The organism is Mycobacterium sp. NTMscope_MAC_269 (genome assembly GCF_976985695.1).
Genome location: NZ_OZ335668.1, coordinates 2,389,507 through 2,411,859, shown reverse-complemented (window position 1 = coordinate 2,411,859; position 22,353 = coordinate 2,389,507). Strand labels below are relative to the sequence as shown.

General features: G+C 68.6%; 21 protein-coding genes. 15 read left to right on the top strand and 6 right to left on the bottom strand.

Translation table 11 applies throughout. The annotated features are described in order from the left end of the window. Positions 1-83: 83 nt before the first annotated feature. On the bottom strand, positions 84-398 hold the full coding sequence (locus tag ACZ50Z_RS11305) for a type II toxin-antitoxin system VapB family antitoxin (RefSeq protein WP_064933122.1): 315 nt from the start codon (positions 396-398) through the stop codon (positions 84-86). Between the two features lie 215 nt (positions 399-613). Between ACZ50Z_RS11305 and hrcA the strand changes: the two genes are divergently transcribed. The 8 genes from hrcA to era all read left to right on the top strand — a co-directional run bounded on the left by hrcA (position 614) and on the right by era (position 8,864). Then, complete coding sequence (gene hrcA, locus ACZ50Z_RS11300) at positions 614-1,645, top strand: heat-inducible transcriptional repressor HrcA (protein ID WP_464483626.1); 1,032 nt, start codon at positions 614-616, stop codon at positions 1,643-1,645. 56 nt (positions 1,646-1,701) lie between these two features. Next, positions 1,702-2,850: a molecular chaperone DnaJ gene (dnaJ, locus tag ACZ50Z_RS11295; RefSeq protein WP_464483625.1), complete on the top strand. Its 1,149-nt coding sequence runs from the start codon at positions 1,702-1,704 to the stop codon at positions 2,848-2,850. Positions 2,851-2,863: 13 nt separating this feature from the next. After that, positions 2,864-3,625: a 16S rRNA (uracil(1498)-N(3))-methyltransferase gene (locus ACZ50Z_RS11290; protein WP_464483624.1), complete on the top strand. Its 762-nt coding sequence runs from the start codon at positions 2,864-2,866 to the stop codon at positions 3,623-3,625. A gap of 113 nt (positions 3,626-3,738) precedes the next feature. Further along, positions 3,739-4,797: a PhoH family protein gene (locus tag ACZ50Z_RS11285; RefSeq protein WP_464483623.1), complete on the top strand. Its 1,059-nt coding sequence runs from the start codon at positions 3,739-3,741 to the stop codon at positions 4,795-4,797. Between the two features lie 20 nt (positions 4,798-4,817). Further along, positions 4,818-5,351 (top strand): rRNA maturation RNase YbeY, encoded by a 534-nt coding sequence (ybeY, locus tag ACZ50Z_RS11280; protein ID WP_464483622.1) that lies wholly within the window; start codon positions 4,818-4,820, stop codon positions 5,349-5,351. Between the two features lie 50 nt (positions 5,352-5,401). Further along, complete coding sequence (locus ACZ50Z_RS11275) at positions 5,402-6,619, top strand: hypothetical protein (RefSeq protein WP_464486190.1); 1,218 nt, start codon at positions 5,402-5,404, stop codon at positions 6,617-6,619. A 42-nt stretch (positions 6,620-6,661) separates the two neighbouring features. Further along, positions 6,662-7,972 (top strand): hemolysin family protein, encoded by a 1,311-nt coding sequence (locus ACZ50Z_RS11270; RefSeq protein WP_464483621.1) that lies wholly within the window; start codon positions 6,662-6,664, stop codon positions 7,970-7,972. After that, the gene (era, locus tag ACZ50Z_RS11265; protein WP_464483620.1) at positions 7,965-8,864 is read left to right on the top strand and encodes a GTPase Era; all 900 of its coding nucleotides are present in this window, start codon (positions 7,965-7,967) and stop codon (positions 8,862-8,864) included. Before ACZ50Z_RS11270 ends, era begins: the two co-directional genes overlap by 8 nt. 22 nt (positions 8,865-8,886) lie before the next feature. Here the strand turns inward: era and ACZ50Z_RS11260 are convergent, their stop codons facing one another. Further along, positions 8,887-10,347 (bottom strand): aminotransferase class I/II-fold pyridoxal phosphate-dependent enzyme, encoded by a 1,461-nt coding sequence (locus tag ACZ50Z_RS11260; protein ID WP_464483619.1) that lies wholly within the window; start codon positions 10,345-10,347, stop codon positions 8,887-8,889. 78 nt (positions 10,348-10,425) lie between these two features. Further along, the gene (locus tag ACZ50Z_RS11255; RefSeq protein ID WP_464483618.1) at positions 10,426-11,928 is read right to left on the bottom strand and encodes an amidase; all 1,503 of its coding nucleotides are present in this window, start codon (positions 11,926-11,928) and stop codon (positions 10,426-10,428) included. A gap of 61 nt (positions 11,929-11,989) precedes the next feature. Here ACZ50Z_RS11255 and recO point away from each other — a divergent pair, with 61 nt between their 5' ends. The 3 genes from recO to ACZ50Z_RS11240 all read left to right on the top strand — a co-directional run bounded on the left by recO (position 11,990) and on the right by ACZ50Z_RS11240 (position 14,246). Continuing rightward, entirely contained in the window at positions 11,990-12,787 is a 798-nt protein-coding gene (gene recO, locus ACZ50Z_RS11250) for a DNA repair protein RecO (protein ID WP_464483617.1), read from the top strand. A gap of 161 nt (positions 12,788-12,948) precedes the next feature. Then, complete coding sequence (locus ACZ50Z_RS11245; protein WP_464483616.1) at positions 12,949-13,818, top strand: decaprenyl diphosphate synthase; 870 nt, start codon at positions 12,949-12,951, stop codon at positions 13,816-13,818. Further along, complete coding sequence (locus tag ACZ50Z_RS11240; protein ID WP_464483615.1) at positions 13,818-14,246, top strand: hypothetical protein; 429 nt, start codon at positions 13,818-13,820, stop codon at positions 14,244-14,246. Before ACZ50Z_RS11245 ends, ACZ50Z_RS11240 begins: the two co-directional genes overlap by 1 nt. A 3-nt stretch (positions 14,247-14,249) precedes the next feature. Here ACZ50Z_RS11240 and ACZ50Z_RS11235 read toward each other — a convergent pair whose 3' ends face one another. Both ACZ50Z_RS11235 and ACZ50Z_RS11230 read right to left on the bottom strand, forming a co-directional pair. Continuing rightward, the gene (locus tag ACZ50Z_RS11235; RefSeq protein WP_464483614.1) at positions 14,250-14,642 is read right to left on the bottom strand and encodes a Fur family transcriptional regulator; all 393 of its coding nucleotides are present in this window, start codon (positions 14,640-14,642) and stop codon (positions 14,250-14,252) included. Further along, the gene (locus ACZ50Z_RS11230; protein ID WP_464486189.1) at positions 14,639-15,019 is read right to left on the bottom strand and encodes an ArsR/SmtB family transcription factor; all 381 of its coding nucleotides are present in this window, start codon (positions 15,017-15,019) and stop codon (positions 14,639-14,641) included. Before ACZ50Z_RS11230 ends, ACZ50Z_RS11235 begins: the two co-directional genes overlap by 4 nt. 230 nt (positions 15,020-15,249) lie before the next feature. Between ACZ50Z_RS11230 and ACZ50Z_RS11225 the strand changes: the two genes are divergently transcribed. From ACZ50Z_RS11225 to ACZ50Z_RS11215, 3 genes are all read left to right on the top strand, one after another. Further along, positions 15,250-16,641 carry a glycine--tRNA ligase gene (locus ACZ50Z_RS11225; protein ID WP_464483613.1) on the top strand — a complete coding sequence of 464 codons (1,392 nt, stop codon included), beginning with the start codon at positions 15,250-15,252 and terminating at the stop codon, positions 16,639-16,641. A 251-nt stretch (positions 16,642-16,892) separates the two neighbouring features. Continuing rightward, on the top strand, positions 16,893-18,122 hold the full coding sequence (locus ACZ50Z_RS11220) for a PPE family protein (protein ID WP_464483612.1): 1,230 nt from the start codon (positions 16,893-16,895) through the stop codon (positions 18,120-18,122). A gap of 558 nt (positions 18,123-18,680) precedes the next feature. Then, on the top strand, positions 18,681-18,902 hold the full coding sequence (locus tag ACZ50Z_RS11215) for a hypothetical protein (RefSeq protein WP_464486188.1): 222 nt from the start codon (positions 18,681-18,683) through the stop codon (positions 18,900-18,902). Positions 18,903-18,951: 49 nt separating this feature from the next. Here the strand turns inward: ACZ50Z_RS11215 and ACZ50Z_RS11210 are convergent, their stop codons facing one another. Continuing rightward, entirely contained in the window at positions 18,952-20,928 is a 1,977-nt protein-coding gene (locus ACZ50Z_RS11210) for a TPM domain-containing protein (RefSeq protein WP_464483611.1), read from the bottom strand. Positions 20,929-21,060: 132 nt separating this feature from the next. Between ACZ50Z_RS11210 and ACZ50Z_RS11205 the strand changes: the two genes are divergently transcribed. After that, positions 21,061-22,326 carry a deoxyguanosinetriphosphate triphosphohydrolase gene (locus ACZ50Z_RS11205; protein WP_464483610.1) on the top strand — a complete coding sequence of 422 codons (1,266 nt, stop codon included), beginning with the start codon at positions 21,061-21,063 and terminating at the stop codon, positions 22,324-22,326. Positions 22,327-22,353: the final 27 nt, after the last annotated feature.

The following is a 22,353-nucleotide window of genomic DNA, read 5'->3' as shown; positions in this document are numbered from 1 at the left end:
GGCGATCCTCCTGGCAAGTTGTGGTCGTGAACCAACGTCCTCACTAGGTCGACACGCGGGAGCGCCCGAACGTGACCACTAACTCACCCCGGCTGGCCCAGCGGCATATCCATGTCGAACACCCGGGCGTGCAGCACGGTGCGGTTCCGCAGCGCGGCGCGCACCGCGCGGTGCAGGCCGTCCTCGAGATAGGTGATGCCCTTCCACCGCACCGCGTGCGGGAACAGGTCGCCGTAGAAGGTGGAGTCCTCCGAGAGCAGGCGGTCCAGCGCGAGCACCGTTGTGGTGGTGACCAATTCGTCGAGCCGGATCTGTTGCGGCGGTATCTGGGACCAGTCCCGATAGGACAGGTTGTGCTCGGGATACGGTTTGCCGTCGCGCACACCCTTGAAAATCATCGGCCGATCTCTCCGTACGCATTGCTGTGGCCCGACCGGTTCATGCTGGAAAGGCTAGTCGGACACCGGCCGCCTCGGCGAGCAGACGCAAACACACCCCGACACGCCGTCGGAGAGGGGTTTTTGTGTCTGCTCGCGCTCCGCCGTCGAAGTCGGCGGCGCCCGAGACCGTAAAATGAACCGGGTTAACGCGGTATCGAAGGAGGTGACGACCAGTGGGAACTGCCGATGACCGTCGGTTCGAGGTGCTGCGGGCCATCGTCGCCGATTTCGTCGCGACCAAAGAGCCGATCGGTTCCAAAACGTTGGTGGAACGCCACAACCTGGGTGTCTCGTCGGCGACCGTCCGCAACGACATGGCGGTGCTCGAGGCCGAGGGCTACATCACCCAGCCGCACACCAGTTCCGGGCGGGTGCCCACCGAGAAGGGCTACCGCGAATTCGTCGACCGGCTCGACGACGTCAAGCCGCTGTCCTCGGCCGAACGGCGCGCGATCCAAGGCTTCCTGGAGTCCGGCGTCGACCTCGACGACGTCCTGCGCCGCGCGGTGCGGCTGCTCTCGCAACTGACCCGGCAGGTGGCCGTCGTGCAGTACCCGACGCTGTCGTCGTCGACCGTGCGCCACCTCGAAGTGATCGCCCTGACACCCGCGCGGCTGCTGATGGTCGTCATCACCGACTCCGGCCGGGTGGACCAGCGCGTCGTCGAACTCGGCAACGTCATCGACGACCACGAACTTTCGCAGCTGCGGGAGATGCTCGGCCAGGCGCTGGTGGGCAAGAAACTCCCGGCCGCCTCGGTCGCGGTGGCCGACCTCGCCGGCCAGCTGAGCAGCCCGGACGGCCTGGGTGACGCCGTGGGCCGATCGGCGACGGTGTTGCTGGAATCTCTCGTCGAGCACACCGAGGAACGCTTGCTGATGGGCGGTACCGCCAACCTGACCCGCAACGCCGCCGACTTCGGTGGCTCGCTGCGCTCCATCCTGGAGGCGCTCGAGGAGCAGGTGGTGGTGCTGCGGTTGCTGGCGGCCCAGCAGGAAGCCGGTAAGGTGACGGTTCGCATCGGCCATGAGACGGCCGCCGAGCAGATACTGGGCACTTCCATGGTGACCACCGCCTACGGCACCTCCGACACCGTTTACGGGGGAATGGGTGTGCTGGGGCCCACCCGGATGGACTATCCGGGAACTATCGCCAGCGTTGCTGCGGTTGCCCTTTATATCGGCGAAGTCCTGGGTGCTCGATGAACGCGCACCCGCTGGGTGGGTAGGCGCGGAGAAGACCAGGTATAGGAGAGTCAGGCGTGGCACGCGATTATTACGGGCTGCTCGGCGTGAGCAGAAACGCCGGTGACGCGGAGATTAAGCGCGCGTACCGCAAGTTGGCGCGCGAACTGCACCCCGACGTCAACCCCGACGAGGCCGCGCAGGCGAAGTTCAAGGAGATCAGCGTCGCCTACGAGGTGCTGAGCGACCCCGAGAAACGACGGATCGTCGATCTGGGCGGCGATCCGATGGAGAACGCGGCCGCGGCCGGCGGCGGGTTCGGCGGCGGGTTCGGCGGCCTGGGCGACGTGTTCGAGGCCTTTTTCGGCGGCGGCTTCAGCGGCGGCGCGACCTCGCGCGGTCCCATCGGGCGGGTCCGGCCGGGCTCGGATTCGCTGCTGCGGATGCGACTCGATCTGGAGGAGTGCGCGACCGGCGTCACCAAGCAGGTCACCGTCGACACCGCGGTGTTGTGCGACCGCTGCCAGGGCAAGGGCACCAACGGCGACTCGGCGCCGGTGCCGTGCGACACGTGCGGCGGTCGCGGCGAGGTCCAGACCGTGCAGCGCTCCCTGCTGGGGCAGGTGATGACGTCGCGGCCGTGCCCGACCTGCCGCGGCGTCGGTGTCGTCATCCCCGACCCATGCCACCAGTGCATGGGGGACGGGCGGGTGCGCGCCCGCCGCGAGATCAGCGTCAAGATCCCCGCGGGTGTCGGCGACGGGATGCGCGTGCGGTTGGCCGCCCAGGGCGAGGTGGGACCTGGCGGCGGGCCGGCCGGCGACCTGTACGTCGAGGTGCACGAACAAAGCCACGACGTCTTCGTCCGCGAAGGTGACGACCTGCACTGCACCGTTTCGGTGCCGATGGTCGACGCGGCGCTGGGCGCCACGCTCACCGTCGACGCCATCCTGGACGGCGTCAGCGAAATCACCATCCCGCCCGGCACGCAACCGGCTTCGATCATCACGCTGCGCGGCCACGGGATGCCGCACCTGCGGTCTGGCACCCGCGGCGACCTGCATGTCCACGTCGAGGTGGTGGTTCCCGCCCGCCTGGACAGCCGCGACAGCGAGTTGCTGCGCGAACTGAAGGCCCGCCGCAGCCGCGAGGTCCCCGAGGTGCGCTCGACCCACGCCGGCGGCGGACTGTTCAGCCGGCTGCGCGAGACGTTCACCGGCCGCTAGTCAAGGCGCGCCGATGGTCGCGACGCTGTTCTACACCGACGATCTGCCCGAGACCGGCGCGCTGGCCGTCCTGGCCGGCGACGAGGGCTTTCACGCCGCCACCGTGCGGCGGATCCGTCCCGGGGAGCGGCTGGTACTCGGCGACGGCGCCGGAGGCTTGGCGCACTGCGAGGTGGAACACGCCGGGCGTGACGGGCTGCGGGCGCGGGTGCTAAAGCGCTGGAGCGCGGCACCCGGATCTCCGGCGGTGACGGTGGTGCAGGCCCTGCCGAAATCGGAGCGTTCGGAGCTGGCCATCGAGCTGGCCACCGAAGCCGGCGCCGACGGGTTCCTGGCCTGGCAGGCCGCCCGTTGCGTGGCCAACTGGCACGGCGCCCGGGCCGACAAAGGTCTGCGCCGCTGGCGCGCGGTCGCCCGCGCGGCCGCCCGGCAATCCCGCCGGGCGCACATCCCGCCGGTCGACGGGCTGCTGTCCACCGCGGCGCTGACGTCGCGGATCCGCGACGAGGTGGCCGGCGGCGCGACGGTGCTGGCCCTGCACGAGTCGGCCACCGATCGGCTCGCCGACGTCGACCTCGCGGGAGCGACGTCGGTGTTCCTGGTCGTCGGCCCCGAGGGCGGCATCGCCGACGACGAGATGGCGGCGTTGTCCGACGCGGGCGCCGTGGCGGTGCGGCTGGGACCGCAGGTGCTGCGGACGTCGACCGCCGCGGCCGTGGCGCTCGGTGCGCTCGGGGTGCTGACGCCGCGATGGGACCATCCGTCGAGCCTGTAAAGACTCGACGCGCGCCGCACATTGGGGCCAGCGTCGTCCCGGCGGTAGGATAAAAACGCTAGAAAACGCCGGAATCGGCGAGTACTTCACACAAGGCAGGCATCGAAAACCACGTGACGCCCCGCGAGACCAGCGCTGCTGACGCAGCCGGACCCCTGTCGGCCGACGCTCAAGTTCGCAGCAGCATCAATGTTCCGCCCGATTCCGTCATGGGCCTGCTGGGTTCGGCAGACGAGAACCTGCGCTCGCTGGAACGCACCCTGGACGCCGATCTGCACGTGCGCGGCAACACCGTCACCATCTCCGGTGAGCCCGCCGACGTCGCGCTCGCCGAACGGGTGATCTCCGAACTGATCGCGATCGTCGCCGGTGGGCAGCCGTTGACCCCGGAAGTGGTCCGGCACAGCGTCGCCATGCTGGCCGGCACCGACAACGAGTCACCGGCCGAAGTGCTGACGCTGGACATCCTGTCGCGGCGGGGGAAGACGATCCGGCCCAAGACGCTCAACCAGAAGCGCTACGTCGACGCCATCGACGCCAACACCGTCGTCTTCGGGGTCGGCCCGGCCGGCACCGGCAAGACGTACCTGGCGATGGCCAAGGCCGTCAACGCCTTGCAGACCAAACAGGTCAGCCGCATCATCCTGACCCGCCCGGCCGTGGAAGCCGGTGAGCGCCTTGGCTTTCTGCCCGGCACGCTCAGCGAAAAGATCGACCCGTACCTGCGGCCGCTGTACGACGCGCTCTACGACATGATGGACGCCGAGCTGATCCCCAAGCTGATGTCGGCGGGGGTGATCGAGGTGGCGCCGCTGGCGTATATGCGGGGTAGAACGCTTAACTCTGCCTTCATCGTGTTGGACGAGGCGCAGAACACCACCGCCGAGCAGATGAAGATGTTCCTCACCCGCTTGGGCTTCGGATCCAAGATCGTCGTCACCGGCGACATCACCCAGGTCGACCTTCCCGGCGGGGCAAGGTCGGGCCTGCGCTCGGCAATCGAGATCCTCGACAGCGTCGAGGACATCCACGTGGCGGAGCTGACCAGCGTGGACGTCGTGCGCCACCGGCTGGTCTCGGAAATCGTCGACGCCTATGCCAAGTTCGAAGAACCCGACCTGACGATGAACCGGGCGGCGCGGCGGGCGTCGGGCTCGCGCGGTCGCCGATGAGGGTGCGGTGAGCGGGTCCCATGAGCATTGAGGTATCCAACGAGTCGGGCATCGACGTCTCCGAGGCCGAGTTGATCAGCGTCGCGCGGCATGTCATCGCCAAGATGGACGTCAATCCGGCGGCCGAGCTGTCGATGGTGCTGTTGGACACCGCGGCGATGGCCGACCTGCACATGCGCTGGATGGACCTGCCCGGCCCCACCGACGTGATGAGCTTCCCGATGGACGAGCTCGAGCCGGGCGGGCGCCCGGACGCCCCCGAGCCTGGCCCCTCGATGCTGGGCGACATCGTGCTGTGCCCGGAATTCGCCGCCGGCCAGGCCGCCGCGGCGGGGCACAGCCTGGGGCACGAGCTGGCGCTGTTGACCATCCACGGTGTGCTGCACCTGATCGGTTACGACCACGGCGAGCCGGATGAGGAAAAGGAGATGTTCGCGCTGCAGGACCGGTTGCTCGAAGAATGGGTCGCCGAGCAGGTCGAGGCCTACCACCAGGACCGCCAGGAAGAGCGCGACCGCCGATTGCTGGACAAGTCAAGGTATTTCGACAATTGAGGCGACTTTGGATTTTGGTGGCCGCGGCCATCGCGTTCGCGCCGATCTCGATGATCGTCGCCGTCCCCGGCACGGTCGCGCAGGCGGCTCCCTGCGCCGGGGCGGGCTCGAACCCCGTGTCCTGCCAGCGCTGCATGTTCTACGTGAACGCCTATCACACGGCGAACGTCTGCAACGAGGACAAGCGCGGTGTCCAGGGACCGCCGAGCAACGCGCCGACACCGGTTCCGGAAGTGCCCATCCCGGTCTACGAGCCGCCGCCGGCCCCGCCGCCGGTGCAGAAACCCGTGGTCCTTCCGCCGCCGAACTCGGGGCAAAACACCGTCCCGGTGCTGGAGATCAATCCGCCGGGCCCCGATGCGCCGCGAAACGCCCCGGTGGTGGCGCCGCCGCGAGGGTTGGACGCGCCCTCGCTGGCGATCGCGGCGGCCAAGGCCGCGCCGGTGACCCGCGCCGACCCCGCCAACCCGCCGAAGCCGCCGACCGAGGTGGACTTCAACCAGCAGGTGCAGAACGTGGTGAATTCCCACCGGCAGAACGTCGACATCCTCAAGGTCGACGAGCACCGGTTCGTCCGGCCGCGCCACTGGGAGTACATCGACTACGACGACGCCTATCGCCGCCCGACGCTGTACAACCCGCTCGATCAGGCGATGACGTTCCGCTACTTCTATAACGGCGCCTACCAGCAGCTGTACCTCCCGCGCGGGGCGCGGATGGTGCTCGACGCCACGACCGTCGGCGTCATCCCCTTCACCGCGGTCGGCGACAGCTTTGTGGCCTCAGGCAGCTTCTACGGCGGGGGCTCGATACCGCTCAACGGGTACAACGGGCCGCCGCCACCGGACTACAAGCCGCCGGCGCCCCCGAAGCTGTACGAGAGCGTCGTCGTGTCGGTTCCCGCCAAAGGCGAGACCGTGGAGGTGGGCCACGTGGCGATCGTGGGTCACGACGGCAGCCAACCCGCGGGCAGCCAGGACACGTTCCTGCTCGACGACTCCACCCTGGCCTGGGGGCAGATCGACAACTCCAGCAGCGCTCCCGCACAGATCCGGGTGATCAAGACCCAGCCGACGCCGGGCGTCGGCCTCACCGACGACGGCGGCTTTCTGGTGCTGCTCGCCGTTCACCACCAGGAGCCCGGCCAGCCCCACCAATCCGCCTGGACCATGGCGCTGCGCTTCGGTGGGTTCGCCGTGGTGGTGGGCCTGGTCGCCTGGCTCCTCAATCGCCGCAACCGCAGCGAGGACGACGCCGCTGAGTCCTAGCGAAGCCATAGGGGAGTCAGTGGCCAAGCCGAGGTGTGGCCGTTGACCGGCTGGTCCGAGCTGCTCGGTGCGGTCGCGTTGATCGCGCTGGGCGGGCTTTTCGCCGCGATCGACGCGGCCATCAGCACGGTGTCGCTGGCTCGCGTCCAGGAGATGGTGCGCGACGAGCGGCCCGGCGCGGTCGCGCTGTCCAGGGTGATGTCGGAACGTCCCCGCTACATCAACCTCGTTGTGCTGCTGCGGATCACCTGCGAAATCACCGCGACCGTGCTGTTGGTGGTGTTCCTCTATGACAACTTCGGACTGAAGTGGGGCCTGTTCGGCGCGGCGGCCATCATGGTGGTGACCAGCTTCGTCGTGATGGGAGTGGGCCCACGCACCCTCGGCCGTCAAAACGCCTATTCCATCGCCTTGACGACGGTGCTTCCGCTGCAAGCGATCTCGTGGTTGTTGATGCCGATCAGCCGGCTGCTGGTGGTGCTGGGTAACGCGGTCACCCCGGGGCGGGGATTGAGGAACGGGCCGTTCGCCTCGGAGATCGAGCTGCGCGAGGTCGTCGACCTGGCCCAGCAGCGCGGCGTGGTCGCCGCCGAGGAGCGCCGGATGATCCAGTCGGTCTTCGAACTCGGCGACACCCCCGCGCGCGAGGTCATGGTCCCGCGCACCGAGATGATCTGGATCGAGAGCGACAAATTCGCCAGCCAGGCGATCAACCTCGCGGTGCGCAGCGGTCACTCCCGCATCCCGGTGATCGGCGAGAACGTCGACGACATCGTCGGCGTTGTGTACTTGAAAGACCTTGTCCAGCAGACGTTTTTGTCGGGTGGTGGCGGGCGGACCACGCCGGTCGCACGGGTGATGCGGCCCGCGGTCTTCGTGCCCGACTCCAAGCCCTTGGACGCCCTGCTGCGCGAGATGCAGCGCGACCGCAACCATATGGCTCTGCTCGTCGACGAGTACGGCGCGATCGCCGGCCTGGTCAGCATCGAAGACGTGCTGGAAGAAATCGTCGGTGAGATCGCCGACGAGTACGACCAGGCGGAAACGGCGCCGGTAGAAGACCTGGGCGACAAACATTTTCGGGTCTCGGCGCGACTGCCGATCGAAGACCTCGGCGAACTCTACGGTGTGGAGTTCGACGACGACCTCGACGTCGACACCGTGGGCGGCCTGCTCGCCTTGGAACTGGGCCGGGTGCCGCTGCCGGGTGCCGAGGTCATTTCGCACGGGTTGCGGCTGCATGCCGAAGGCGGCACCGATCACCGGGGGCGAGTACGCATCGGCACCGTCCTGCTCAGTCCCGTCGAATCCGATGGCACACCCGACGGCGAGGAATCCCCGCAGCATGACTGAATTCCGTTCCGGCTTCGTATGTTTGGTCGGCCGACCCAATACCGGGAAGTCGACCCTGACCAACGCGCTCGTCGGCACCAAGGTCGCGATCACCTCGAAGCGTCCGCAGACCACCCGGCACACCATCCGCGGGATCGTGCACCGGGACGACTTCCAGATCATTCTCGTCGACACCCCGGGTCTGCACCGTCCCCGCACCCTGCTGGGCAAACGGCTCAACGACCTGGTGCGCGACACCTACGCCGAGGTCGACGTGATCGGGCTGTGCATCCCCGCCGACGAGGCGATCGGGCCGGGGGACCGGTGGATCGTCGAGCAGATTCGGGCGACCGCACCCAAGGCGACGCTGGTCGCCATCGTCACCAAGATCGACAAGACCCCCAAGGACAGGGTCGCCGCGCAGTTGGTCGCGGTCAGCGAGCTGGTCGGCGACTCGGCCGAGATCGTCCCGGTGTCGGCGGTGGCCGGGACGCAGGTGGGCGTCCTGATCGAGGTGCTGGCCGCGGCGCTGCCCCCCGGCCCGGCCTACTATCCCGACGGGGAACTGACCGACGAACCCGAAGAGGTCTTGATGGCCGAGCTCATCCGTGAGGCGGCGCTGGAGGGGGTGCGCGACGAGCTTCCCCATTCGTTGGCCGTGGTCATCGACGAGGTCAACCCGCGGGAAGACCGCGACGACCTGATCGACGTGCACGCGCTGCTCTACGTCGAACGCGACAGCCAGAAGGGCATCATCATCGGCAAGGGCGGCGCCCGGCTGCGCGACGTCGGCACCGCCGCGCGCGCCCAGATTGAGAAGCTGCTGGGCACCAAGGTGTACCTCGACCTCCGCGTCAAGGTCGCCAAGAACTGGCAGAGCGACCCCAAACAGCTTGGCCGACTGGGCTTTTAACGCCTGGACGAGCGCAGCGGCCTCACGTGGCGAGGACCCGGATGGTGTTCAGCGACGGATCCGCCGCGTCGGGCAGATTCATGCCGGCCTTGACGCCCGAGCACAGATATTCCAGCACAGCATCATTGAGGCACTCACCGGGCACGACGGCGGGAATGCCCGGGGGATAGGGGGTGATCTGCTCGGCGGCGATGCGCCCGGCCGCGCTGTCGCTGGGCACCGCCTCCACCCGCCCGAAAAACGCGTCGCGCGGCAACTCGACGGACTCCAATTGCAGCTCCTCGGGCGACGGCAGCGCGATGCGCGGCGCCGGTTCGAAGTCATCGGCGGCGGTCCGCCACGCGCGCAGCGCGTCGGTGAGGCGTCCCAAGGTCTCCTTGTCGTCGGCCATCGACAGGGTGGCCAGGATGCGGCGGTGGTCGCTCATGCCCACATCGATGTGCGCGTGCTCCCGCAGCCAGTCGGCGGCCTGATAACCCGATGTGCCCGTTGCCGATACATCGATCAAGACCTGCATCCGATCCAGGTCGTGGGAGGCCTGCGCGCCGAGCAATTCGTCGTCGAGCACCTCCACATCGGGGATGAGTTCGAGCTCCTCGCGCACGCGTCGGGTCAAATCGAGTGCGGCATCGAGCAATTCATGCCCGCGCTCCACCATCTGCCGACGCCATCCATCCATGGCCGCGTACAGCAGGACGCTGGGGCTGGTGGTCATCAACTGATCCGCGCAGGCCGACAGGCGGTCCTGATCGATCAGATCACCCTGCAGATGAAACACCGAACCCTGCTCGAAACCGGCGCCCATCTTGTGCACGCTGACCACGCAGAGGTCCGCGCCGGCGTCCATCGCCCAGGTCGGGAGGTCCTCATGAAACGGCAGGTGCGCGCCCCACGCCTCGTCGATGATCAACGGCTTTCCGCGCCGATGGCATACCTCGGCGATCCCGGCGATGTCGGCGCAGGTGCCGTACGGGCTGGGGCTGACGACGAGGGCACCCGCGGCCTCGGGATGCTTGTCCCACGCCTCTTCGACCTGCTCCGGTGAGGGCGGATGGGAAAAGTGGTGCTCGGCGTCCCAGCGAGGGGTGATCCACCGCGGCTGCACGCCGGAGAAGATCAGCCCCGCCACGATCGACTTGTGGCTGTCCCGGCTGACCAGCAGGCTGCCCTCGCCGCCGGCCACGGCCATCATCGCGGCCCGCACCGACAAAGAACTGCCGCAGGTGGAGAACCAGGCGGTGTCCGCACCCACGGCGTGGGCCATCAGGTCTTCGGCGCGCTTCAGGTATTTGTTGCTGGTCCTGCGGTCGTCCAAGCCGCCGCTGGCCAGCACGTCGTCGAGGAAAGGCTCGCGGCCCAGGACCGCGAGGACCCGATCGTCGGTGCCGCGGCCCTGCCGGTGGCCCGGCGGCGTAAACCCGTATCGGTTCTTTGCGCGATAGTCGGCCAGCGCATCGAGCAGTGGGGCTTCGGATTGGTCCATGCCGAACGTGTACCCGCGTTGTCAGCAGGAAATTCACCGCCCCGACCTGCCCAGACGGCGGAACGCGCGGCCGGTGCGTCAGCCGCCGGGGGCGGGCGCCGGCGGCGTGTCCTGGGCCTGATTCCACCAGGGCTGGGGCTGCTTGCTCGCCCATCCGCACACAGCTTCCAGCTCGGCGGCCAGCGAAATCAGCATGCCCTCGCTGTTCGCCGGGCCCATCAGCTGCACTCCGATGGGCAGGCCGTCCGACGTGAAGCCCGCGGGGACGTTGATGGACGGCCAACCCAGGACGTTCCACGGGAACGTGAGTGGGCAGGCCGCGATCATCGCCCGGTCGGTGCCGAAGCTGCTCAACCGGTCGAAGGCGCGCGCCAGCGGCGGGGGTTGGGCGGTGGTCGGCGCCAGCACCACGTCGACGATGTCGAAGATCGAGCCCACCCGGCGCTGGTCGGCCGTCTCGTGACGGCGCGCGCTGCGCAGGATCGCCTGCCCCAGGGCGGCTCCCATGCGCAGGTTGGACAGGGTGCGTGGGTCCAGCGCGACGCCGTCGCCCAAGCGCTCCTCCCAATCGCGCAGACCCGCGGTGGACCGGGCGAGAAAGTCCCACGACAACCGCATGCCGTAGTCGGGGTTGCCGGGCACCACGGTGTGACCCAGCAGTTCGAGCTGGTTGCCCACGGCGCGCGTCGCCGCCAGGATCTCCGGATGCAGCTTGGGCCGGAAACCGGTGTAGGGGAACCGGGTTGACAGCGCGATGTTCAGCGGGCCGGGTGCCTTCCCGACGTAGTCGGAGGCGGTGAGCGCGGGCGGTTTGTGCCGATCGCCCTCGACATTGCCGGACGCGGCGTCGAGCACCAACGCCGCGTCGGCCACCGTGCGGGCCAGCACGCCGTTGACCGTGATGCCGTTGAACGCCTCCGGCAGCGGCCAGGTCGAGATCCGGCCGCGCTGCGGCTTGATGCCCACCAGGTGCGTCCACGCGGCGGGGATGCGGATACTGCCGGCGCCGTCGGACCCGATGGCGGCCGTGACCAGGCCCGCGGCCACCGCCGCGGCGCTGCCACCCGACGATCCGCCCGGGGTGTGCCGCCGCGACCAGGGATTGCGGGTGTGCCCGAAACCGGGCCCGCTGGTGAACGGCCACTGGCCGAGTTCGCAGGTGTTGGTCTTGCCGACGATCACCGCGCCGGCGGCTTTGAGGCGGCGCACCACCTCAGCGTCGTGCGTCGCCGGCGCGACCGACCCCTCGGTGCCGAACGCGGTGGGCACGCCGGCGACGTCGACGTCGTCCTTGACGGCGATCGGAATCCCCAGCAGCGGGGCGGTGTCCCCGGCCGCGCGACGCCGGTCGGCCTCGGCCGCGTCGGCCAGCGCCGATTCGGTGAGCACCACCCGGAAGGCGTTGAGGGTGGGCTGGCTGGTGTGGATGGCGTGCAGCGAGCGACCCACCAGTGTGGTGGACGTCACCGAGCGGCTGGCCAGCTGATAGAGCAGGTCGGTCAGCGTGGGCAGGCGCCGGCGGCCGGATGCGGAACCCGGGCCGGAAAGGGCCCCGAAGCCCGACCCAGAAGCGCCAATCACGGGGTACGAGACTAACGGCGCGGATACCCGCAATGTCGCGGCGGGGTGCAAAACTATGGGGATGCGGCTATACCGAGACCGAGCTGTTGTGCTGCGCCAGCACAAGCTCGGCGAAGCCGACCGAATCGTGACCCTGCTGACCCGTGATCACGGGCTGGTCCGCGCGGTGGCCAAGGGCGTGCGTCGCACCCGCAGCAAATTCGGCGCGCGGCTGGAGCCGTTCGCGCACATCGACGCGCAACTACATCCCGGCCGCAACCTCGACATCGTCACCCAGGTCGTCTCGATCGACGCGTTCGCCACCGACATCGTCAGCGACTACGGCCGCTACACCTGCGGGTGCGCCATGCTGGAAACTGCCGAACGCCTCGCCGGTGAGGAGCGGGCACCCGCCCCGGCCCTGCACGGGCTCACGGTGAGCGCCCTGCGCGCGGTCGCCGACGGCCGCCGGTCCCGGGATCTCCTGCTGGACGCCTACCTGCTGCGGGCGATGGGCATCGCCGGATGGGCGCCGGCGCTGAATGAGTGCGCCCGCTGCGCCACGCCCGGTCCCCATCGTGCGTTCCACGTCGGCGCCGGCGGCAGCGTCTGCACACACTGCCGCCCGGCCGGTTCGACGACGCCGCCGCCGGGGGTGGTGGACCTGATGTCGGCACTGCACGACGGAGATTGGGACTTCGCCGAAAAGACGCCGCAGTCGCACCGCAACTACGTCAGCGGTCTGGTGGCGGCGCACCTGCAATGGCATTTGGAGCGGCAGCTCAAGACGTTGCCGCTCGTGGAGCGGTCGTATCACGTCGACCGCACCATCGCCGATCAGCGCGCGACGCTGATCGGGCAGGATATGGACTGTGGCTAACGGGAGGGCTGACGGGCGGTGATCACATTCGTCACGCCCGCGACTGCGTCAGTCGCCATGTGTTGTGCCCGCCCCCGAGCGACAAACGCAGGGCATCTCCTGCTGTCGCTCGAAGGCGGGCACAAGACACCTACGCCCACGCCGAGGCCGGTGGGGCGCACGTGACAAACCGCGGTTTCCCGCAGCTGCCCCCCGCGCCCGACGACTATCCGGTCTTCCCCGACAAGTCGACCTGGCCCGTCGCTTTTCCGGAACTGCCGCCATCCGCCGACGGTGGCCCATCCCGGCCGCCGCAGCACGTCTCGAAGGCGGCCGCGCCCAGGATCGAGGCCGACCGGCTGCCCAATCATGTGGCCATCGTCATGGACGGCAACGGCCGTTGGGCCACCCAGCAGGGGCTGACCCGAACCGACGGCCATCGCGCGGGGGAGGCCGTCGTCATCGACATCGTCTGTGGCGCAATCGAAATCGGGATCAAGTGGCTGAGCCTCTATGCCTTCTCGACCGAGAACTGGAAGCGTTCGCCCGAAGAGGTCCGCTTCCTGATGGGCTTCAACCGCGATGTGGTGCGCATGCGCCGGGTGAACCTGAAGGCGATAGGGGTCAAGATCCGGTGGGTCGGTTCGCGGCCCCGCCTGTGGCGCAGCGTGATCAATGAATTGGCGATCGCGGAAGACATGACCAAGGACAACGACGTCATCACCGTCAACTACTGCGTGAACTACGGTGGCCGCGCGGAAATAGCCGATGCCACAAAGGAAATCGCACGACTGGCCGCCGCTGGCCGGCTGAACCCGGAGCGCATCACCGAGTCGACGGTGGCGAATCATCTGCAGCGGCCCGACATCCCCGACGTGGATCTGTTCTTGCGGACCTCGGGGGAGCATCGGTCCAGCAATTTCATGCTGTGGCAGGCGGCGTACGCCGAGTATGTCTTCCAGGACAAGCTGTGGCCCGACTACGACCGCCGCGACTTGTGGGCCGCCTGCGAGGAATACGCCTCGCGCAATCGTCGGTTCGGGAGCGCATAGTGCCATCACTGCAGGCGCGTCTGGCGTCGATCCTCGGCGATGTCCTTGCGCTGCAGGAGGAGTCCGACGGCGCGCTGACGGTCCACCACGACGGCACCATCGCATCGCTGCGGGTGGTGAACATCGCCGAAGGCCTCGACCTGGTGTCGCTCACCCAGATATTGGCGTGGGACCTGCCGCTGACCAAAAAGATCAGTGACCAAGTCGCCAAGCAGGCGCGCGACAGCAACTTCGGCAGCGTCAGCCTGATCGAGAAGGTCAATGACAAAGCCGTGCAGCGCAATTCGGGCAAGGGCGCGGCCAAAAGCGCCGACGTGATGCTGCGCTACAACTTTCCCGGTGCCGGCCTCACCGATGAGGCCCTACGGACCTTGATCCTGCTGGTACTGGACAGCGGAGCCCAGATACGCCGCACGCTGACAGTGTAACGGTCAGGCCCTGCACTCCGAACAGGTGCCAAAGATTTCGATGGTGTGGCTGACGTCGGAGAAGCCATGCTTGGCGGCCACGGCCGTCGCCCATTCCTCGACCTCGTGATCGCCCACCTCGATTGTGGATCCGCAACTGCGGCAGACCAAGTGGTGGTGATGGTGCTCCGAACACCGTCGGTAGACCGACTCGCCGGTGTCGGTGCGCAGCGTGTCGATCATTCCCGCCGCGGCCATCGACTGCAGCGTCCGGTAGACGGTGGTCAGCCCGATGTTCTCGCCGCGCCGGCGCAGCTCGTCGTGCAGATCCTGCGCCGAGCGGAATTCGTCGAGTGTCTCCAACAGCGTCGAGATCGCCGCGCGCTGACGGGTCGAGCGGACGCTCGCTCCTGTCATTGGTGCGGCTCCTCGCTCGCGTGCGCGACGGCGTCGACCACGATGTGCGCGAGGTGATGATCGGCCAGGCGGTACAGCACCTCGCGCCCGGACCGCTCGCCGGCCACCACGCCCGCCGCCTTCAGGATTTTCAGATGCTGGCTCACCAGCGGCTGGGGCACGCCGAGCGCGTCCACCAGCTCGTGCACGCAGCGATGCGACTCGCGCAACTGCAGCACGATGGCGATGCGCACCGGTGCCGCCAGCGCCCGCAACAACTCGCCCGCGGCATCGAGGATGTCCCGCGGCGGCGGGACGGGGTAATCGGCCGGTCCGGAGTGCCCGCCGGCGCCGAGTGCGCCGTGGTCGTGGGCGACCGCGTCGAGGTCCGTTCCCATGTCGCCGTCGGTGGCGGGCGGCATCGAGGCAGAGCGTGAGGGGGACATCATGGGAGCGGCATCACCTCGAGAAGTGCCAGGTAGTGGGAAAGTATCCGCCGTATCGGCTGCCTCCACTGTCACATGCATGATGACGCATGTCAAAGACCGCGGGGCCGATCGCTACCATGACTGATGCTCTGCGCGCGGCGGCCGGCCGCTAAGCGCGCCCACCCAACCCCGGAAAGGGAGTGCACCGCCCCGTGGCGTCCGTCATCGACACCGTAGTGAACCTGGCCAAGCGGCGCGGCTTCGTCTTTCCCGCGGGGGAGATCTACGGCGGAACCCGCTCGGCGTGGGACTACGGCCCGTTGGGTGTGGAGTTCAAAGAGAACATCAAACGCCAATGGTGGCGCGCGGTGGTCAGCGGACGCGACGACGTCGTCGGCCTGGATTCGTCGATCATCCTGCCGCGGCAGGTGTGGGTGGCCTCCGGCCACGTCGAGGTCTTCCATGACCCGCTGGTCGAGTCGCTGATCACCCATAAGCGCTACCGCGCCGACCATCTCATCGAGGCCTACGAGGCCAAGCACGGTCACCCGCCGCCGGGCGGGCTGGCCGACATTCGCGACCCGGACACCGGCGAGCCCGGCCAGTGGACCGAGCCCCGCGAATTCAACATGATGCTCAAGACCTACCTGGGCCCCATCGAGACCGAGGAGGGCCTGCACTATCTGCGGCCGGAGACCGCGCAGGGCATCTTCGTCAACTTCGCCAACGTGGTGACGACCGCCCGCAAGAAGCCGCCCTTCGGTATCGGCCAGATAGGCAAGAGTTTTCGCAACGAGATCACCCCGGGCAACTTCATTTTCCGCACACGCGAGTTCGAGCAAATGGAAATGGAGTTCTTCGTCGAACCCTCGACCGCCAAGGAATGGCATCAGTATTGGATCGACACCCGGCTGCAATGGTATGTCGAGTTGGGTATCGATCCGGAGAACCTGCGGTTGTTTGAACACCCGGCCGACAAACTGTCGCACTACTCCGATCGCACCGTCGACATCGAGTACAAATTCGGCTTCGCCGGTAACCCGTGGGGTGAGCTGGAGGGCGTCGCCAACCGTACCGATTTCGACTTGGCGACGCATTCCAAGCATTCCGGCGTCGACCTGTCGTTTTACGACCAGGCCACCGACGCGCGCTACATCCCGTATGTCATCGAACCGGCGGCCGGATTGACGCGGTCGTTCATGGCCTTCCTGATCGACGCCTACGTCGAGGACGAGGCCCCGAACGCCAAGGGCGCGATGGAAAAACGCACCGTTCTGCGGCTGGACCCGCGGCTGGCTCCGGTCAAGGCGGCCGTGCTCCCGCTGTCCCGCCACACCGACCTGAGTCCCAAGGCCCGCGATCTGGCCGCCGAACTGCGCCAATTTTGGAATATCGATTTCGACGACGCCGGCGCGATCGGGCGCCGCTATCGGCGACAGGACGAGATCGGCACGCCGTTCTGCGTGACGGTGGATTTCGACTCACTCGAGGACAACGCCGTGACGGTGCGCCGGCGCGATGACATGACCCAGGAGCGCGTCGCGATGAACACGGTGTCCGATTATCTGGCGGCACGGCTCAAAGGCTGCTAATCGCCGGCCCGGCTTCGAGGCGGTAAACCGGGTCCCGTTGCGTCGGTGCACGTCTGGCCTACTCGCGTGCGAGTGAATGCTGCGCGGTCACCGCGTCGCATTTGCGAAATAAGGTTTGCTTAAAAATCGGGTCGCGTCGGTGGTGGTGCCTTAGGATCTGCTCTGGGGCATAAGTAGATAGCTAGTTGAGCCGCGGGCGGATGTCGGGCCGCTTGTTGCTGGAGCCGTTGACTCGGTCGGTTGGGGTGTGAATGATTCCCGCGTTTCTGTTCTTCCCTCCGGAAATCAACTCGGCCTTGATAGTCGGTGGCCCCGGTTCTGGACCTCTATTCGAGGCGGCCTCGGCCTGGGACGGATTGGCGGTTGAGCTGTCATCCTCGGCGTCCTCGTTCAACACCGTGGTGACGGATCTGGCGGCGGGGGCCTGGATGGGCCCGTCGTCGGTGTCGATGACGGCCGCCGCGGCGCCCTACGTGCAATGGCTGCTGATCGCCGCGGCGGAGGCGGAGGTGGCGGCGATCCGGGCCCGGCTGGCGGCGCTGGCGTTCGAGGGGGCGCTGGTCGCGACGGTGCCGCTGCCGGCCGTGCTGGCAAATCGTGCCCGGCTGCTCATCCTGATCGCGACCAACTTCTTCGGCCAGAACACCGCGGCGATCGCGCAGACCGAACTCGAGTACGTCGAGATGTGGGCGCAGGATGTGGCCGCGATGGCGGGCTATCACGCGGGGGCCCAAACGCTGGTGGAGACGTTGCCGGCGTTCACCGCGCCGCCCGCGGGTCTCGGCGCCGGCGCAGCGTCCTCGGGCCTGGCGGGCCTGGCCGACCTGGTGACCGCGCCCCTGACCTTGGCGTCACAGTTTTTCCAGGGCCTGTCGTCGCTGGGGACCGCGTTCGCCTCGCAGCTGCAGTCGGTCTTCATGGCGCTCTCGCCCGCCGTCTCGTCGCTCACGTCGTTGATGACGTCGACGCCGGTGGCGACCTTGACGACGGTGGCCCAGGCCGGAATGTATCCGGCAAGTGCGCTGATGCCGCCCATGGTGGCGCTGGCCCAAACCACGGGGCCGGCGGCGGTCACGCCCGCGGCGGCGCCGGCTCCGGTAATGCTCAGTACCACCAACGTGACCGCGGAGGCGCCGCACAGCGCGCACAGCCTGCTGTCCGACCTGCAACCGTTGACCGGCGGAGGCCTCGGCGCCCTCGGCGTCGCGTCGGCGGGCCTCGGGAGCGCGCGCTTCGTCGGGGCTATGTCGGTGCCCGCGGCGTGGCAGGGATCGATGCCGGCTTACGTCCCCGCACCGGCGATGTCGGGTGTGGCCGCCGGGGCGCCGGCGACCGCGGCGACGGCGAGCGCGGCCGGGCCGGGCAGCGGCGTGCCGATGACGGCGATGCCGGTGGGCGAGAAGGGCCCCGAGGGGGAGGACCGCGGGACCAAGGCGGAGGTGGTGCGGTCCCGTCCGAAAGTGGTGCCGCGCACCCGATAATCAGCGGTGCCGCTGTTGCGGGTGTGCATGGAGTGCACGGCGGGTGAGAAAACCGAAATGATTATGTCGGCTGGGACGGCAGCCGGCGTCGTATCGCACCGCGCGAATTCATCTAATACGTCCCGGAAAAACAGCGCGCTCGCGCGCGTTGTCCCAGCGGGAATCGGTACGAGAACCTCACCGGCATCCGGGACCGGCCGCGCGATCCGATTGCCGGCACCTATCGTAAAGCACTGCGCGGCAAGGGCTTCGCCATTCGGGGCCAACTCCAAGTGGTCGGGGCAAAACGTAGGGCCCGGCAGTCGACGGCGCGCGCGGCGGATGCCCTGACAGGTTCGGGGCGGGGCCCGCGCCGACCGATACACGCTCATATAAAGGAAAATTGGCAATTCCCGCATATTTTCTTCAGTTTGTCTTACGATGTGAACCGGTTGGTGTAAATAAGTTCGCCACAGCGCCCGAACGCTAGATCGGCTGTGGAAGGGGGCAGGGGTGCTTTTGCCTCTCGGTTCGCCGTTACCCGATGACACGGTGGCGGCAGTACGCGGTGAGTCCGGTGTGCTCGGTGGTCTATCGGTGCCACTCAAGTGGGGAGTGGCCGTTCCGCCGGACGACTACGACCATTGGGCGCCGAAGTCGGAAGCGAGCGCCGACACCGCGGAGGAGACGCTCGACGCGCCGCGACCGACAGCGGTCGCCGACAACGTCTGGAGCGGGTGGGAAGGCGAAGGCGCGCCACGGCCCGTGGGCGTGATCCCGCATTCCCCGGCAGCCGGCTGAAGGCCGGCAGGTAGAGAAGCGAAACGCGCCGCGGTGATCCCGCGGCGACTCAGAATCGGCCGCCGCCACCCATGAAACCGCCGTCGGAAGAACCCGGGGCGCCACCGAACGAGGTCGGGCTCCAGCCACCGAACCCGCCCCGCATGCCCCCGCTGAGCAAGTCGCCGATGATGATGCCGCCGAGCATCGCGCCCATGTCGCTGCCGCCGCGACGGGTGTAGGCGCGCTGCATCGTTTGCACGTCGCCGTTGGCCAGCGATTGCGCCTGAGCGGCCAGCGTCGATGCCGCATCGGCGTGGGCGATCGCGTCGCTCGGGTTCGTCGGGCCCTTGTCCTGCGCGGCCTGTAGGTGGCGTTTGGCTTCGGCCAACCGGGTGCGCGCGTCGGGGCCGATGCTGCCCCGGCGGGTGTCGATGTAGTCGGACACCGCGCGCACCCGCGATTGCGCGGTGAACAACGCCTGCTCCAGCGATCGGTTGAGTCGCTCCGCGGCGGCCTGCTCTGCGGCCAGAGTGGCCAGCAGCCCGCTGAGCGCGGCGTCGGCCTTGGTCAGCTCCCCGAACGCGCCCAGCGGATCTTCGGAACCGCCGGCGCGGGCGCGCTCGACGGCCCGGGCGGCCGCGTCGCGGGCCGCCACCAAATCGCTGGTGTGCGCGGATTTTTTCTGCAGCAGTTCGTTGGCGCGGGCGATGTCGTTGGTGATGTCGGCCATGGCCGACGGCAGTCGGTCGGTCGCGTGCGCAATGTCGCTGGCCGCGTTGTCGACCGCGTCGAGCAGCGCTCGCGCCTGCCCGAGGGCTGACTCGGCGGCCCGGACGGCGTCGACCAGGCCGGCTTGCCCGCCGGTGACGGCGTGGGCTGCCTGCTCACGGGCGCTGCCGATGTTGCGGTCGGCGAACGCCAGCCGCTCCTTGGCCGTCGTGACATTGCCGGACACCGAAGTCAGTGCGGCAGCGCTGAAGTCGTGATGCAGCGCCGCCAGCCGTTGCTCCGCCGGCGACAGCCGGGTGGTCAGTTCCACGTACTGCTGCGTCAGCGTGTCCAGCCGCGTCGCGGCGTTGATCACCAGGTCGCGCAACTTCTCGAAGGCCTCGGTCTGTGACTCCAGCTCGCGGTCGGCCCGCGCCGCCGAGACGATCACCTGGGTGAGCATTTCGCGGCGCTGCGAGGGCGTTTCCGGGGTGCTGTCGTCGAGCTGTTGACGCACCGTGAACGCTTGGGACAGAGCGGCTTTGGCGTTGGCCACCGCGCTGGTGAACGGTTGGGTGCGCTCTTCGCCGAATTCGCCGACCGCCAGGTCCAGTTCGTTGGCGCTGGTGCGTAGCGCGTTGTCGACGTCCACCACCAGCGCGCGGGACAGGTCGTCGAGCGTCTGCAACGGCAGCGCGGCCAACGCGTCGGCGTCGGTGGGATCGACGCGGCGCGCGGCGGCCAACGCCGCGGTTCGCCGGCGCTGGCCGCGGTGACGCATCACCAGCAGCAGGCCGGCCAGCGCGATGAGAATGCCCGCCAGCGTGGCCAGCAGGACCACCCGCCCCGACGAGCCGGGCGACACGTCGAGCCCGTTCGCCGCCGCCACCGCGGCGCCGCTCCAGTCACCGTTGTGCAGGGCGGGTTCGATCTTGTTGCGCCGCAAGCTGTCGACCTGGCCGGCGTTGACGCTCTTGACCGTGGACGGCACCAGGAAGGCATAAGAGCGGCTGGTGGTCGCGACGGCCAGCAGCGCGTCGTAGCCGCCCAGGTCGCTGGCGCGCACGGTGCGTTGTGCCCACCCGGTCGGGGTCTGCCCGGAGAAGTCGTCGACGTAGACCACCCAGAGCCGGATGTGGCGGTCGGTGTAGAGCTTGTTGAGCGCGGCAGCCACGGTGGTGCGACCGGAATCCGTCAGGGCCCCCGCGTTGTCGGTGACATAGTCGGCCAACCGGAAGGGCGGTTGCGCGCCGACGGGCGGTGCCAGCAGCAGCCCGCCGCCGAGGCCGACCGTGAAAAGCGTCGCGAGCGCGGCGAGCAGGCGAGCGGTGCGCATAGGGCCAATCTAGCTCCGTGGCAGTGCGCCCGATGCGGAGCGGGGCATCGCGTGCGGCCCGGGGACGACACAGCCCAACAGGCCTGAGCCGAGCCAGGCTTCGGCACGCATTCCCTGGCAGACTGTGCGTCGGTGACCAGGAAACAGCACGACCCCTACGACGACTTCGACCGTCAGCGACGGGTAGCCGAAGCGGCGAAGACCGCGGGTCTGCCGGGCACCGAAGGGCAACACCGCACCGACTTCGCCCGCGACCGCGCCCGCGTCCTACACAGCGCCGCCCTGCGCCGCCTGGCCGACAAGACCCAGGTCGTCGGGCCGCGGGAAGGGGACACGCCGCGCACCCGGCTGACGCACTCCCTCGAGGTCGCCCAGATCGGGCGGGGAATGGCCGTCGGGCTGGGCTGCGACCTCGACCTGGTCGAGCTGGGCGGACTGGCCCACGACATCGGCCACCCGCCCTACGGCCACAATGGTGAAAAGGCGCTCGACGAGGTCGCGGCGAATTACGGCGGCTTCGAGGGCAACGCCCAGAATTTCCGGATCCTGACCAGCCTCGAGCCCAAAGTGCTTGACGCACAAGGCAATAGCGCGGGGCTGAACTTGACTCGCGCGTCGCTGGACGCGGTCACCAAATACCCGTGGCCGCGCGGCGAGGGGCAACGCAAGTTCGGGTTCTACGACGCCGACCGCGAGCCCGCGGCCTGGATGCGCGCGGGCGCGCCGGAGGGCCGGATGTGCCTGGAGGCGCAGGTGATGGACTGGGCCGACGACGTGGCCTACTCGGTGCACGACGTGGAGGACGGCGTCGTCTCCCAACGCATCGACCTGCGGGTGCTCGCCGACGACGACGAGGCCGCGGCACTGGCCAAGCTGGGCGAGACCGAATTTTCCCGCGTGCGCGCCGACGATTTCTTGGCGGCCGCGCGACGGCTGTCCGGGTTGCCGGTGGTCGCCGCCGTCGGGAAGTACGACGCCACGCTGGCGGCATCGGTCGCGCTCAAGCGGCTGACCAGTGAGCTGGTCGGCAGGTTCGCCTCGGCCGCCATCGCCACCACCCGCGCGGCGGCCGGACCCGGACCGCTGGTGCGCTACCGGGCCGAGCTGCAGGTCCCCGATCTGGTGCGGGCCGAGGTCGCCCTGCTGAAAATCCTGGCGCTGCAGTTCATCATGTCCGATCCGCGGCATCAGGAGACCCAGGCCGGTCAGCGTGAGCGCATCCACCGGGTGGCGCACTGGCTGTACGCGGGAGCGCCCCGAACCCTCGACCCGGTCTTTGCTGCGGCCTTCAACACGGCGGCCGACGACGCCGCCCGGTGGCGGGTCATCGTCGATCAAATCGCCTCCTACACCGAAGGCCGGCTGGAACGGATCGACGCCCGCCAGGCCGGTCCGTGATGGATTGCCGCCCGCAACTCGTCCGGT